Annotated in this window: 11 protein-coding genes; 2 read left to right on the plus strand and 9 right to left on the minus strand. The window is 41.8% G+C overall.

Going from position 1 to position 14,031, the window contains the following annotated elements; translation table 11 throughout:
* The first annotated feature begins 241 nt into the window (after positions 1–241).
* Positions 242–1,696 (plus strand): sucrose-6-phosphate hydrolase, encoded by a 1,455-nt coding sequence (locus HMPREF1116_RS05475; protein WP_000455349.1) that lies wholly within the window; start codon positions 242–244, stop codon positions 1,694–1,696.
* Positions 1,677–2,642, plus strand: a complete 966-nt coding sequence (locus HMPREF1116_RS05480) for a LacI family DNA-binding transcriptional regulator (RefSeq protein ID WP_000225981.1) — start codon at positions 1,677–1,679, stop codon at positions 2,640–2,642. The genes HMPREF1116_RS05475 and HMPREF1116_RS05480 overlap by 20 nt, the downstream gene beginning before the upstream one ends.
* 151 nt (positions 2,643–2,793) lie before the next feature.
* On the opposite strand, the gene HMPREF1116_RS05485 is transcribed toward HMPREF1116_RS05480, so the two are convergent.
* The 9 genes from HMPREF1116_RS05485 to HMPREF1116_RS05525 all read right to left on the minus strand — a co-directional run bounded on the left by HMPREF1116_RS05485 (position 2,794) and on the right by HMPREF1116_RS05525 (position 14,019).
* Positions 2,794–4,068, minus strand: coding sequence for a hydroxymethylglutaryl-CoA reductase, degradative (locus tag HMPREF1116_RS05485; protein WP_000742574.1), 1,275 nt, complete (start codon positions 4,066–4,068; stop codon positions 2,794–2,796).
* Entirely contained in the window at positions 4,068–5,240 is a 1,173-nt protein-coding gene (locus HMPREF1116_RS05490; RefSeq protein WP_000151973.1) for a hydroxymethylglutaryl-CoA synthase, read from the minus strand. The genes HMPREF1116_RS05485 and HMPREF1116_RS05490 overlap by 1 nt, the downstream gene beginning before the upstream one ends.
* Positions 5,241–5,416: 176 nt before the next feature.
* Positions 5,417–5,866, minus strand: a complete 450-nt coding sequence (locus HMPREF1116_RS05495; protein WP_000176923.1) for a threonine/serine exporter family protein — start codon at positions 5,864–5,866, stop codon at positions 5,417–5,419.
* Between the two features lies 1 nt (position 5,867).
* Positions 5,868–6,626: a threonine/serine exporter family protein gene (locus HMPREF1116_RS05500; protein ID WP_000273380.1), complete on the minus strand. Its 759-nt coding sequence runs from the start codon at positions 6,624–6,626 to the stop codon at positions 5,868–5,870.
* 106 nt (positions 6,627–6,732) lie between these two features.
* Positions 6,733–8,616, minus strand: coding sequence for a Stk1 family PASTA domain-containing Ser/Thr kinase (gene pknB, locus HMPREF1116_RS05505; protein ID WP_000614502.1), 1,884 nt, complete (start codon positions 8,614–8,616; stop codon positions 6,733–6,735).
* Positions 8,613–9,353 carry a Stp1/IreP family PP2C-type Ser/Thr phosphatase gene (locus HMPREF1116_RS05510; protein ID WP_000406258.1) on the minus strand — a complete coding sequence of 247 codons (741 nt, stop codon included), beginning with the start codon at positions 9,351–9,353 and terminating at the stop codon, positions 8,613–8,615. Before HMPREF1116_RS05510 ends, pknB begins: the two co-directional genes overlap by 4 nt.
* Positions 9,354–9,368: 15 nt before the next feature.
* Positions 9,369–10,682: a 16S rRNA (cytosine(967)-C(5))-methyltransferase RsmB gene (gene rsmB, locus HMPREF1116_RS05515; RefSeq protein ID WP_000169681.1), complete on the minus strand. Its 1,314-nt coding sequence runs from the start codon at positions 10,680–10,682 to the stop codon at positions 9,369–9,371.
* Complete coding sequence (gene fmt / locus HMPREF1116_RS05520; protein ID WP_000163660.1) at positions 10,675–11,610, minus strand: methionyl-tRNA formyltransferase; 936 nt, start codon at positions 11,608–11,610, stop codon at positions 10,675–10,677. The genes rsmB and fmt overlap by 8 nt, the downstream gene beginning before the upstream one ends.
* 12 nt (positions 11,611–11,622) lie before the next feature.
* On the minus strand, positions 11,623–14,019 hold the full coding sequence (locus HMPREF1116_RS05525) for a primosomal protein N' (RefSeq protein WP_000951888.1): 2,397 nt from the start codon (positions 14,017–14,019) through the stop codon (positions 11,623–11,625).
* Between the last annotated feature and the right edge of the window lie 12 nt (positions 14,020–14,031).

Below are 14,031 nucleotides of genomic sequence, written 5' to 3' on the forward strand. Positions count from 1 at the left end.
TTTATTTTTTGATTGTTTTTGCTATTTTTTTCATCAATACAGCAATAAATACCCTATAAACTCAAGGTTTTTACTTTTAAATTTTCAAAAACTTTCATATTTTCATTATTTTTCATAAAATAGTGCTTCTACATTCTGTCAAACGTTTGACATTTTTTTCGTTAATTTAGTGTAAAAGACTTGCTTTTTTATAAGGAAACGTTTACTATAAAGATAGTAGAATTTTATGGAGGAAATAGAAATGGAATGGACTACTGAACGTCGTTACAGACGTTATGAAGATTGGACACAAGAAGAAAGAAAAGAAATCCAAGAAAAGATGGCGCAATCCCCATGGCATGTCAGCTATCACATTGAGCCAAAAGAAGGACTTCTCAACGATCCAAATGGGTTTTCTTATTTTGATGGTAAGTGGATTGTATTTTACCAAAACTTCCCCTTTGGAGCAGCCCACGGCTTGAAATCTTGGGTTCAACTTGAGAGTGACGATTTGGTGCACTTTACTGAAACAGGTGTAAAAATCTTACCTGATACTCCACTGGATAGCCACGGCGCTTACTCAGGATCTGCTATGCAGTTTGATGATCAATTGTTCCTATTCTATACAGGAAATGTCCGTGATGAAAACTGGGTGCGTCACCCTTATCAGATTGGTGCCTTAATGGATAAGGACGGTAAGATTGAAAAGATTGATAAGGTCTTGATTGATCAACCTGCTGACGCTACCGACCACTTTCGCGATCCACAGATTTTTAACTTTAAAGGACAATACTACGCAATCGTTGGTGGTCAAGACTTGGAGAAAAAAGGTTTTGTCCGTCTCTACAAAGCTGTCGAAAATGATTATACAAACTGGCAAGAAGTTGGTGATCTTGACTTCAACAATGACCGTACTGCCTATATGATGGAGTGTCCGAACCTCGTCTTTGTCAGTGAACAACCTGTCCTTCTCTACTGTCCACAAGGCTTGGATAAAAAGGTTCTTGACTATGACAATATCTATCCAAATATGTATAAAATTGGTGCTTCCTTCGATCCTGAAAATGCACGTATGGTAGATGTATCTGAACTACACAACCTCGATTATGGGTTTGAAGCATACGCTACTCAAGCCTTCAATGCGCCTGATGGACGTGCACTTGCTGTTAGTTGGCTTGGTCTACCAGATGTGTCTTATCCATCTGACCGTTTTGATCACCAAGGAACTTTCTCATTGGTCAAGGAACTTACCATTAAAGATGGCAAACTCTATCAGTATCCTGTAGCTGCTATCAAAGAACTCCGTGCTTCAGAAGAGGAATTTTCAAATCGTTCTAAAACTAAAAACACCTACGAGCTTGAGCTTAACTTAGAAGCTGATAGTCAAAGTGAAATCGTTCTTCTTGCTGATAAAGATGGCAAAGGACTCTCTATCAATTTTGACCTTGTCAATGGTCAAGTTACTGTTGACCGCAGTCAAGCAGGTGAGCAATATGCTCAAGAATTTGGAACTACTCGCTCATGTTCAATCGACAACCAAGCTACTACTGTAAATATCTTCATCGATAATTCAGTCTTTGAAATTTTCATCAATAAAGGAGAAAAAGTATTTTCTGGTCGCGTCTTCCCTCATGAAGATCAAAATGGAATCTTCATTAAATCTGGAAACCCAACTGGAACTTACTACGAATTAGAATATGGTCGCAAAACTAACTGATGTCGCAAAATTAGCTGGCGTCAGCCCTACTACCGTTTCACGTGTCATCAATAAAAAGGGATATCTGTCTGAAAAAACCATTCAAAAGGTCAATGAGGCCATGCGAGAGTTGGGCTATAAACCTAACAACCTTGCTCGTAGCCTCCAAGGGAAATCAGCCAAGTTAATCGGGTTGATTTTCCCAAAAATCAGCCACGTTTTCTATGCTGAATTGATTGACAAATTGGAACACGAACTCTTCAAAAAAGGCTACAAGACGATCATCTGTAACAGTGAGCACGATTCGGAAAAAGAACGTGAGTATCTTGAAATGCTAGAAGCTAATCAAGTGGATGGCATTATCTCTGGTAGCCATAACTTAGGGATTGAAGACTACAATCGCGTCACAGCACCAATCATCTCTTTTGACCGAAACCTATCGCCAGACATTCCTGTCGTTTCTTCTGATAACTATGCTGGTGGAGTCCTAGCAGCTCAAACCTTGGCTAAAACTGGAGCCAAGTCTGTCATTATGATTACAGGTAATGACAACTCTAATTCACCAACTGGACTTCGTCATGCAGGATTTGCTTCTATCTTCCCCAAAGCTCCCATTATCAATATTTCCAGTGACTTTTCACCCCTCCGCAAGGAAATGGAAATCAAAAGTATCCTGACCAAACAAAAACCAGATGCTATTTTCGCATCGGATGATTTGACTGCCATCTTGGTAATGAAGATTGCTCAGGAACTTGGTATCTCTGTTCCAGAACAACTTAAGGTTATTGGTTATGATGGAACTTATTTTATTGAGAATTTCTACCCTCACCTCACTACCATTAAACAACCCTTGGAAGAAATTGCTCGCCTGACAGTTGATTTACTACTCCAAAAAATCGAGGGGAAAGAAGTTGCCACGACTGGTTATTTCTTACCAGTTAGTCTCTTACCAGGTAAAAGTATTTAATACTCTTCGAAAATCTCTTCAAACCACGTCAGCTTCCATCTGCAACCTCAAAACAGTGTTTTGAGCAGCCTGCGGCTAGCTTCCTAGTTTGTTCTTTGATTTTCATTGAGTATAAACAAAAAAACTCAGACTAGATTCGTCTGAGTTTTTCTTATGATCTTAAATGTTTCAATAGCGTTTGCGCTTTTTCTAAATTAAAGGTTTTTTCAGCAATCAAGTTTTCTACTAGCTTAGGTACTTCTTTCTCTGTAGCACCTGCTAAAAGGGCTAACGATTTTGCTTGAAGCTTCATGTGTCCATGCTGAATCCCTGTACTGACCAAAGCCTTAAGGGCTGCAAAATTCTGAGCAAGACCAATCGAAACGATAATTTGAGCCAATTCTTTGGCAGATGGATAACCTAGCAACTCATGACTGAGTACGACTCGAGGGTTGAGACCAATCGAACCACCCTTGGTAGCAACCGGCATCGGCATGGTCATCTCTCCAATTAGCTCTTCTGTTTCCAAATCCATAGTCCAACGACTAAGACCTCGATAAGAACCATCATGGCTCGCATAGGCATGCGCTCCCGCTTCAATGGCACGCCAATCGTTTCCAGTAGCAATCAAGAGAGCATCGATTCCGTTAAAGATTCCCTTGTTGTGAGTCGCTGCTCGATAAGGGTCTGCTTGGGCAAACTGACTAGCCAATACCATTTTTTCTGCTAGTTCACGTGCTTCATCTTTTTTGCGACTCAAATAACGAAAAGCGATGCGACAAGTTGCAGTTACTAGAGAATCTGTGGCGTAGTTGGATAAGATTCCCATTAAACTTTGTCCTTGACTGAGAGTTTCTAGACTAGGTTTTAGGGCCTCAAGCATGGTATTGAGCATATTGGCGCCCATGGCTTCCTGAGTATCTACATGGAGGTAAACCACTAAAAAGTCAGCCTCACCAGAAATTTTTTCAACTGTTAGCTCTCTGGCTCCTCCACCACGTTTGACAATAGATGGATAGGCTTGATTTGCTTGTTCGAGTAGTTCTTCTCTTTGACTCAGAATGGCCTGGCAAGCTAAGTCCCTATCTGAAACCTGATAGAGGGCTACCTGACCGATCATTTGGCGCTGATGAACTTGAGCTGTAAAACCTCCAGCACGCTTGATAATTTTGCTGGCAAAACTAGCTGCAGCAACTACAGATGGTTCTTCTGTCACATAGGGAACTGTGTATTCTTGACCATTTACCAGAACTTCTGGAACGATTGAGTATGGAAGCGAGAAGGTCCCAACCACATTTTCACTCAATTGGTCCGCAACTGCTAGACTGAGATTTTCATTTTGCGCAAGACTTTCTTGGGCTTCAATAGTAGTAAGCGCCTGAGACTTAACTAGCTCTAGGCGCTCTTGAATTGATTTTTTAGCAAATCCATTCCAATTTTTTTTCATTATTTTTCAACCTTGCTGTAGCGACGTTGGTGGTCTACAATCTCAACAAGGGCATAGTCTTGCCCTTCATAACCTGACATCGTTGCAGATCCAGACCCATCTAAGTTGGCTTCCTCAAAGAAGATTCGTTCATAGTCAGCAACACTCAAAGCTTGACGTTGATCTAGCAAGTCTAAGCGATTTTTCCGCAATTGCTTTTCAAAACCTTCAACCAATTCCACACTAAAGAACTCAGATACAGCACCACTTCCATAGCTATAGAGGGCAATCTTATCTCCAGCTTTTAGGCTGTCAGAATTTTCAAGAAGAGACAAGAGACCTAAGAAGAGTGAACCTGTATAGATATTTCCAACTTTTTGGCTATAAATAATAGATTCATCAAAGTGCTTTTGAAGCAAGTCCTTCTTCTCTTGAGGCAAGGATTTGTCTAGGATTTTTTTCAATCCTTTGAGAGCTAGCTTCGGATATGGCAAGTGGAAACATACAGCTTCAAAATCCTCCAAGTTACAGTCATAACGCTTTTGGTACTCTTCCCAAGTCGTTTTTAAGCTATCAAGATATTGCTGTGTTGAGTAAACCCCATTTACAAATGGTGTTGTCGAGTAATTTGGACGCCAGAAGTCCATAATATCACGAGTCTGCGCAACGTTATCGTTGTTGAATACCATAACACGTGGGTTTTGGCTAATCAACATAGCAACACAGCCTGCACCTTGAGTTGGTTCTCCAGGAGTTTCAACACCATACCTTGCAATATCACTGGCTAGTACCAAAACTTTTGATTTTGGAGAGTTTTCTACGTGTAACTTAGCATAGTGAAGGGCCGCTGTTGCACCATAACAAGCTTCCTTGATTTCAAAACTACGAGCAAATGGTTGAATCCCAAGCAAACCGTGTACAAAGACAGCTGCAGCTTTACTCTGGTCAATCCCAGACTCTGTCGCTACGATAACCATATCAATCTCTTGCTTATCTTCTTCAGTAAGGATAGAATTTCCTGCACTAGCAGCCAAGGTAACAACATCCTCTGTTAAAGGAGCAATACTCAATTCTTTTAAAAGGAGTCCTTTACTCAATTTTTCAGGATCAGTCCCTCGAGTTTCTGCTAAATCTTGTAATTTCAAAACGTATTGACTGGTTGCAAAACCAATCTTATCAATACCGATTGTCATATTTACCTCTATTTTTATCATTCATTGTAAAAAATCGTTCACCTCTATTTTATCACAATTGAGGTCAAATGAGCGAAAAAAGACTTGATTCACCAAATCAAGTTCATTTTAAAAACCTTATCTAATTTTTAGACTAGTCCAACAAACAGAACTTTAGGGCTACAAAAAATCGAGTCTTAGCTAGCTCGATTCTTTTTGAGATAATGATACAATTTCAACAAAACTGTCCCACTGGCCATTCCAATGGAGATAACGAGGGCCAACATCATAACTAACATGGCACTAGAAATGGCATGACCGTAGTCACCTGTAACGAAGAAGGAAGTGGTTCGATAGGACAGATAACCTGGCACTAGTGGCGCCAATATTGCCAGAGCAAAAACAACTGCTGGTGTCTTATAGAGGATACTCATAATCTGGCTGACACAAGAACCAATCACAGCAGCAATAAAGGTTGCCAAAATGACGTTAGTCGGATCTTTGAGTATCAGATAGAGTAGCCAGATAGACATTCCCAAAACTCCACCAGGGATGAGCATGGAACGCTGGACATTTAAAACGATTAAAAAGGTAATAATGGCAAGCAAACTTGCCAGAGCTTGCAATAAAAATGTTGTTAGTGTCATATTAGTTCATGAGTACGAGGGCAACTGATGTTCCAGCCCCTAAGGCAAGGGTAATCAGCAAGGATTCAAACATCTTGCTCATACCAGAGTTAATGTGATTGGTCATAATATCTCGAACAGCATTAGTCAGGGCAATTCCAGGTACAAAAGGCATAACCGCACCCGCAATCACCAGATCAGCTGTCGACGGCAAACCAGAATAGCGCGCCCAAAATTGTGCAATCAAACCGAAGACAAGAGCACCTGCAAAAGCTGTCATAAAAGGAATACGAATAAACTTCTCTACATAGAGAGAGAAAGTAAAAGCAAACAAGGTCGCCACTCCTGCTCCTATTGCATCGTAGACATTCCCACCAAACATAATTGAAAAGAAAGGAGCACTGAGGGTCGCTGCAGCAGTTAGTTGAACATTGGTGTAGGGAGATGCCTTGGCATTCAATTCCTTTAGTTGGATAAAGGCTGTCTCCAAATCAAGCTGTCCTGCTACAAGCTGCCGTGAAATCTGGTTGACATCACATACCTTCTCAATATTATAAGCAGAGGAGGTCACTCGCTTCATACGAGAGATATTTGTATTTTCAATGGAGAAAAAAATGGCGGCAGGCATGGCTAAAACATTACAATCCATAATACCCTGTGAATGAGCAATCCGAATCATGGTATCTTCAACACGATAAATCTCAGATCCGTTTCGAAGCAGTATCGTTCCTGCTAGCATAATGACATCGATCACTGCATTCAGTTGTTTGACTTCGTACATGTTTTCCTCCTTCTAAAACTCCTTTTTATTTTATCATAAATTTGAAGGAAAAAAAATCTTTGTCACAAAAACTGTGACAAAGATTGAATTATGTATATGGAGTCTATTAATTTCGTTGACTTCCATTTCCATCTTGTGTAGGTGTTGTTGGATGGTTACCCTGTGTAGGGTTTGTAGGGTTTGTTGTGTCTGTTTGACCAGAATTATGTTCTGACGAAGGTTGACTAATTGATGGTGAAGTTTTTTTAGGTTTATAAATATATAGTTTAACTATCGGATTGCTTAAATCAAGTTTTTCATCCGGTGCGGGACTTTGTTTCGCAATCTCACCTTCTTTAATTCCTTCTTGTGCTATCTCCACTTCTTTAATTTCAATTCTATCTTCACTAATACCTATACTTTTAAGATTATTTTTAGCAAATTCAAGACTTGAGCCAATGTAGTTTGGCATAGTTATCGTCGTCACCTTTTTCTTCTTAGCAACAGTTAAAACGATAGAAGTTGCCTTGCTAAGATCATAAGTCGTACCTTCTGCTAAGCTCTGTTTCAAAACCACACCGGGTTCTGATTCACTGGACTCTTCTTCTTCAATCTTAATCAGATTTTCAGGAACTTTTTTCCCTTTCAGCTCAGCAATGACATCTGTAGATTTACGACCAACATAATTTCCAAGCTTAAAGGATTGTTGACCTGAAGAAATAATGAGATTAACCTTAGTTCCTTCTTTGCGAGCTGAGCCAGCATCTGGATCTGTTCGGATGACCCGACCTTCCTCTACGGTATCACTAGCTTCGGTCTTCTCCTCACCAATCTCAAAATTCGCTTTTTTCAAGTTTTCCTTAGCTTCAGCAACAGTTTGACCTGCAACTTTTGGAATCTCAATAGTAGCTGGTGTTCTGGATAAAATCCACACCAGAGAAGCCGCAACCAGTACGAAACTTGCTAGTAGAACTAGATAACGTGCTTTAAAACGACGTTTTTTCACTGGTTTTTCCACAGATTTTTTAGCACTTACTTCTGGGCTAGTTTTAGTTGCCTGATGGCTTTCTGTCTGTGGTTGAACCTTAGGAATAGAGGTCAAGGTTGTCTGAGAAACTTTTGGCAATGTCTTTGTGTCCGCCTTAGTAGCATCATCAAAAACAAGTTTCGGTTCATTTCTGCGGTTATAAGATAGACTGCTAGACAAATCAACATACATCTCTGAAACCGACTGGTATCGATCCGTAAGCTTTTTAGCAGTTGCTTTGATGACCACATTCTCCAAAGCTTGGGGAACAGATGGATTTTCAGCTATGACCGAAGGGAGAGGTTTTTGGAAATGCTGGAGGGCTATAGTTACTGCACTATCGCCATCATAAGGGATATGCCCTGTCAGCATCTCGTAGAAAATAATCCCCATGGCATAGATGTCACTCTGCACAGTTGCCTTAGAGCCACGAGCCTGCTCAGGTGACAAGTAGTGGACAGAACCCAGCATAGAGTTGGTCTGAGTTAGACTTGTCTCTGCAAAGGCTACGGCAATCCCAAAATCCGTCACCTTAGCCGTTCCATCAGGAGTTAAAAGAATATTTTGAGGCTTTAAGTCACGATGGACAATACCTTTAGTGTGCGCCAAGCGCATCGCTAAGAGAATCTGTCCCATGATACGGACAGCTTCTTCATTTGAGAGGGGATAGTGTTCTTTGATATAGCGCTTAAGATCAAGACCAGCTACATATTCCATAGCTAGGTACTGTTGACCGTCCTCTTCGCCGATATCCGTTATCCGAACGATATGGGGATGATCTAAGTCAGCCATTGCACGCGCTTCACGCTGAAAACGAGCAACAGCAATCGGGTCAGTCTGGTAGTTAGTCCTCAAGACCTTCACAGCTACCTCTTCCCCGTCTAAAATCAAATCCTTGGCCAGGTAGACATCTGCCATACCTCCACGACCAATTTGTTTGATAATCCGATACCGCCCGGCAAAAATCTTGCCGATTTGGATCATTCTGCCGCCTCCTCCTTAATCGAAACAAGGGCAACTGTAATATTATCAAGCCCTCCGGCATTGTTGGCAAAGCGTACCAAAGTGGCCGCCTTATCATCAAGCGAAATATCGCTTGTCACAATATCATAGATCTCACTACCTGAAATCATATTGGTTAGACCGTCGCTATTCATGACCAGATAGTCACCTGCTTCCAAGCTGACAATTCCAAAGTCAGGCTGAATTTCGTCTTTTTGTCCGATAGATTGGGTGATGATATTCTTTTGTGGATGTGCTTCAGCTTCTTCAGGTGTCAATTGACCTGCCTTAAGCAATTCATTGACCAAAGAATGATCACTGGTCAATTGATGGTATTCTTCACCACGAATCAGACCGATACGTGAATCTCCAATATGAGCATAAATAGCTTGATGATCAATAATTGCAAGGGCTTCTAGAGTTGTCCCCATTCCCTTGTAAGCTTCATCACGCCCCATTTGATAAATCTTTTGATTTTCAACTTCTAGATGGTGGGCAAACCATTCGCGAACTTCATTAACGGTGTCAATCTGCGTATCAACCCAGGCAACACCTAAATCAGTTACTGCCATTTCGCTAGCAATATTACCTGCACGGTGTCCTCCCATCCCGTCAGCCAAGATGATCATTGTACGACCGGCACGGTTGACAAAAAGATTGACATAGTCTTGATTATTTGTACGTTTCTGACCCACATCTGTTAATAATGAAATCTCCATTGTGTCAGTTCCTTCCTACTTGGATATCTTGCGAAATTGGCTGATGAAGAATCCATCACTTCCGTATAATTCCGGAGTAATGAGGATACAACCATTTTTCACGATATCCTTACATTCGTGTTCTAGTTTAACCTGCTCGAACTCTGGATGACTTTCTAAAAATGCTTGAACAACTTGAAAGTTCTCTTCAGAGACAATAGTGCAGGTACTATAAGTTATTATACCACCTTTACGTAGCGTTTGACAAACACTACCTAATATTTCCAACTGAATTTCCTGTAATGACGCGAAATCTGCTGTCTCTTTATTATATTTGATATCTGGTTTTCGACGCAATAGACCAATCCCTGAACAAGGGGCATCAACAAGAATCTTATCAAATTGATCCTTACCAAAAAATTCATGCACTTTTCGAGCATCCAGTTTTTGCGTTTGGACACGGTTCGCTACACCTAGTCGCTCTGCATTCTCTTGAATCAAAGTGAGTTTATGGTCGTAGAGATCTAGAGCCGTTACCTGACCTGTCGTCAAATAGGATGCCATATGGGCGGTCTTTCCACCAGGAGCTGCACAAGCATCTAAAACCTGCTCGTCGCCTTGTAACTCTAGTGTCGGTGCAACCAGTTGACTAGACTCATCCTGGATAGTAATAGCCCCTTCAGCAAACAAATCATGGCCTGCAAAGTGCCCCTGTTCCTTAACCAGACCAGCAGGAGATAAAAGAGAATCACTTGCACCAAGCAGAGTTTTGATCTGCTCTTTTCGACTCAAATCGGTCACACGGATACTGGCTTTATTCCGTTGCAAAAGACTTTCAAAAATAGCTTGAGCTCGCTCTTCTCCGTACTCTTCCTTTAGCTTAGAAATCAACCAAACTGGTAAAGAGTATGCAATAGAATCGCGCTTATTTTTACGTTTGATACTGGCAATCTCTGGCAAGCCCTCACGCAAGATACGGCGCAAAACTGCATTGACCAATTTTTCGCTACCCTTCTTACGAGCTTTTGCAATTTCCACTGCCTCATTGACCACTGCATGGTCAGGAATCTTATCCAAGTATTGGAGTTGATAGACGCTCATGAGAAGCAGAACATAGAGCCAGCTATCTAGCTTGTCTCTATCCTCAATAAAGTGAGAAATGTACCACTCTAGTGTGAGTTTTCGAGCTACAGTTCCATAGACCAGCTCTGTCACTAAACCCTTATCTGCAACTGATAGTTGACTTCCCTTGAGGTGTTTATTTAGAGCGATATTGGAATATGCTTCATTGACAAAGACGTCTTCTAGCACCTCTAAGGCTAAACTTCTTGCCGTTTCTACTTTAGTCACCAAATCGTTCTCCTACTGCCAAAGTTCGTCCCACACCGTTGAGGAAGGAAGCAATGTCCATCTTAGGTTTTCCTGCTGGTTGAACTTGCTTGAATGATAAAGCTCCTTCTGCTGTTGCGACGATCAATTCTTTCTTGCCGATGGAGAGTATCTCACCTGGAGTCCCTTGACCATCTACTGGTAGAGCTTCATAGATTTTGAAGCGTTCGCCCTTGAGGAAGGTATGAGCAACTGGCCATGGATTCATCCCACGGATTTGGTTAAAGAGTTGACGATTGGTCTTGTTCCAGTCCAATTTTTCTTCCTCAGGTTTGATATTTGGCGAAAATGTAACCTGACTTGGGTCCTGTGGTTCTGGTTGAATCTCGCCAGCAATGTATGCAGGCAAAGTATCCAAAAGCAGATCACGACCAACAATTGCCAATTTTTCAAACAAAGTTCCTACATTGTCCTCATCTGTAATTGGAATACTGCGACGAGAAATCATGTCTCCCGCATCCATTTCCTTGACCATTTCCATAATGGTTACTCCTGCCTCCTCATCACCCTGAATCAAGGCATAATGAATGGGAGCACCACCACGGTGTTTAGGAAGGAGCGAAGCATGAACATTGACTGCAAAATCCATGCTATCAAGGAGTTTACTTGGGAGAAATTGCCCAAAGGCGGCTGTTACAATCCCATCAGCGCCCAAGTTCATGATAGCTTCCATTTCTGGACTACCTGATAATTTTTCGGGTTGGTAAATAGGAAGTCCTGCCTCTTTGGCAGCTTGTTTAACTGGGGTTTCTTGGATAACTTTTTTACGTCCGACAGCACGGTCTGGCTGAGTTACAACTGCTAGAATCTCATAGCGATCATCTGACAAAAGTCCCTTCAAAACGGTTGCTGAAAAATCGGGAGTCCCCATAAAGATTAATTTTGTCATATCTTCTCCTTCTTATAAAAACTGTTGCGGTTCGTGATCAATACTGAGACGAAGTTCGCTATTTTCCCGTTCTTGTGTCAAGGCCAAGACCTGGTTAAGGGTTGGACCAAGCTCATCTTCTAAACGGTATTTAATTAAAATCTGATAATGATAGAGGTTATGCGTACGAGCAATCGGTTTAGGGGTCGGTCCTAGGATTTTACTAGCATCCGACAAACCAGACCTCAAAATACCCATGACTTGATAAGCACGTCTAAGAACCTCCTCCTCTTTTTTATGAGACAAGGTAATCCCAATAGTGAAATAATAAGGCGGGTAACCCAACTGACGTCTGATACCCATCTCATAGGCATAGAAACCTTCGTAGTCCTGATCCTTGGCAAAACGAATGGCATAATGCTGAGGATTATAGGACTGAATCAAGACCTGTCCTGCTTTCTCAGCTCGACCTGCTCGTCCAGCTACCTGGGTCAAGAGTTGGAAGGTTCTCTCAGAAGAACGGAAATCAGGCAGATTCAAGGCTGTATCCGCATTGAGAACACCAACCAAGGTCACATTTGGAAAATCCAAGCCCTTGGCAATCATCTGGGTTCCTAGCAATATGTCCGCTTCACCATTGCCAAATTGTTCAAGTAGAGCTTGGTGACTGCCTTTTTTACGAGTTGTATCTACATCCATTCGCAGAATGCGAGCCTCTGGAAAGAGTTCAACCAGCTCATCGTAGGCCTTTTGAGTTCCTGTTCCATAGTAACGAATACTGCGACTCTGACAGTTTGGGCAGACATGAGGAATTTCCTTCGAAAAACCACAATAATGACAGTTCATAGTCTTAGTGTCCATGTGGAGCGTCAGAGAAATATCACAGTTTGGACAGGTGTCCACGGTCCCACATTCCCGACACATGACAAAGCTAGAATAGCCACGGCGATTGAGCATGAGAACAACCTGCTCTTTTTTATCCAGTCGATCTTGAATGGCCTCAATCAGTGGTGGTGTAAAGTTTGATGTTTCATTTTGCCCGATATAATCACGAAAGTCAATGAGTTGAACTTCAGGGATACTTGCTAAAGGATTGGCACGTTGAGTTAGGCGTAGATGTTGATAAACACCCTTACCAGCACGCGCACGACTTTCTAGACTCGGTGTTGCAGAACCAAGGACTAATGCTGCTTGATTGTACTGCGCTCGTAAAAGAGCCACATCTCTAGCATGGTAACGTGGATTGCTGTCTTGCTTGTAGCTGGCCTCGTGCTCCTCATCGATAATGATTACCCCTAGATTTTTCAAAGGTGCAAAAATGGCAGACCTAGCACCAACAACTACCTGGGCTTCTCCTCGCTCCACCTTGCGCCATTCATCATACTTCTCACCATTGGACAAGCCAGAGTGGAGAATGGCAACTTTCTCACCAAAACGAGCAATAAATCGCTCGGTCATTTGAGGTGTCAGAGAGATTTCCGGGACTAGAACAATCGCTGTTTTTCCCAAATCCAAAGCCCCTTGGATAATCTGCAAGTAAACCTCCGTTTTCCCACTTCCAGTGATTCCTTGTAAAAGAAAGGGAGGGTGTTTCTTCCCAATCGCTCCAACAACCGCCTCACAGGCTTCTTTTTGTTCTGGATTTAACTCTAAGGATTGGCTAGCCTCAATGTCTTCAAAATAAGCCGCTGAACGTTGGACTTCTTTTTGCACGATGGTGATAGCACCGTGATCCACGAAGAAATTGACTTGTTCGCGTGAGTAATGTTCTAACAAATCAGCCAAAGGAACTGTTTCAGGATGTGCTAATAAATATTCTCGCAGTTCCAATTTCTTCTTGGCACGATTTGAAATTTCTAGCTTTTCTAACTGTTCAAGATGAACTTCAACCCAAGACTGCGTCTTAACCTTCTTCTGATCCACAGCCTGGTACTCTAGTTTTAAAAGCCCTTTTCGAGTCAATCGCATCATCTCAGCCTGCTTTTCTAAGTCTAGAGATGAAAATGCTAGAGACTCCTGTGAACCGAATAAGCGTTCTCTATCTTCTTGACTTAAGCCTTCCAGAGGATAGAGGATCTTATCATAGCTAGAGTTCAAAAATCCAGGGAGCATAGCTTTTAGAATGGAAATTTTGTAGGAGAAGACTGATTTACGTAACTCCTCTGCTAGCCAGAGTTGTTCCTCTGTTAAAACTGGAGAAAAGTCAAGTACCTCGGCAATCTCTTTCAAATCTTCGTCTGCCACATCTGCATCAGATTGAGACTCCATTCCAAGAACAATACCCTGAATCAAGCGATTGGCCTTCCCAAAAGGTACATGAACTCGCATGCCAACTTCCAGCATCCCCTCAAATTCCTCTGGAATCTTGTAGCTATAGGGCTGGTCTGTCTGCATCAAGGGAACATCTACAATGATTTTTGCAATAGCCATATCCTCACCTCC

Source organism: Streptococcus sp. SK140 (assembly GCF_000259525.1).
Classification (GTDB): domain Bacteria; phylum Bacillota; class Bacilli; order Lactobacillales; family Streptococcaceae; genus Streptococcus.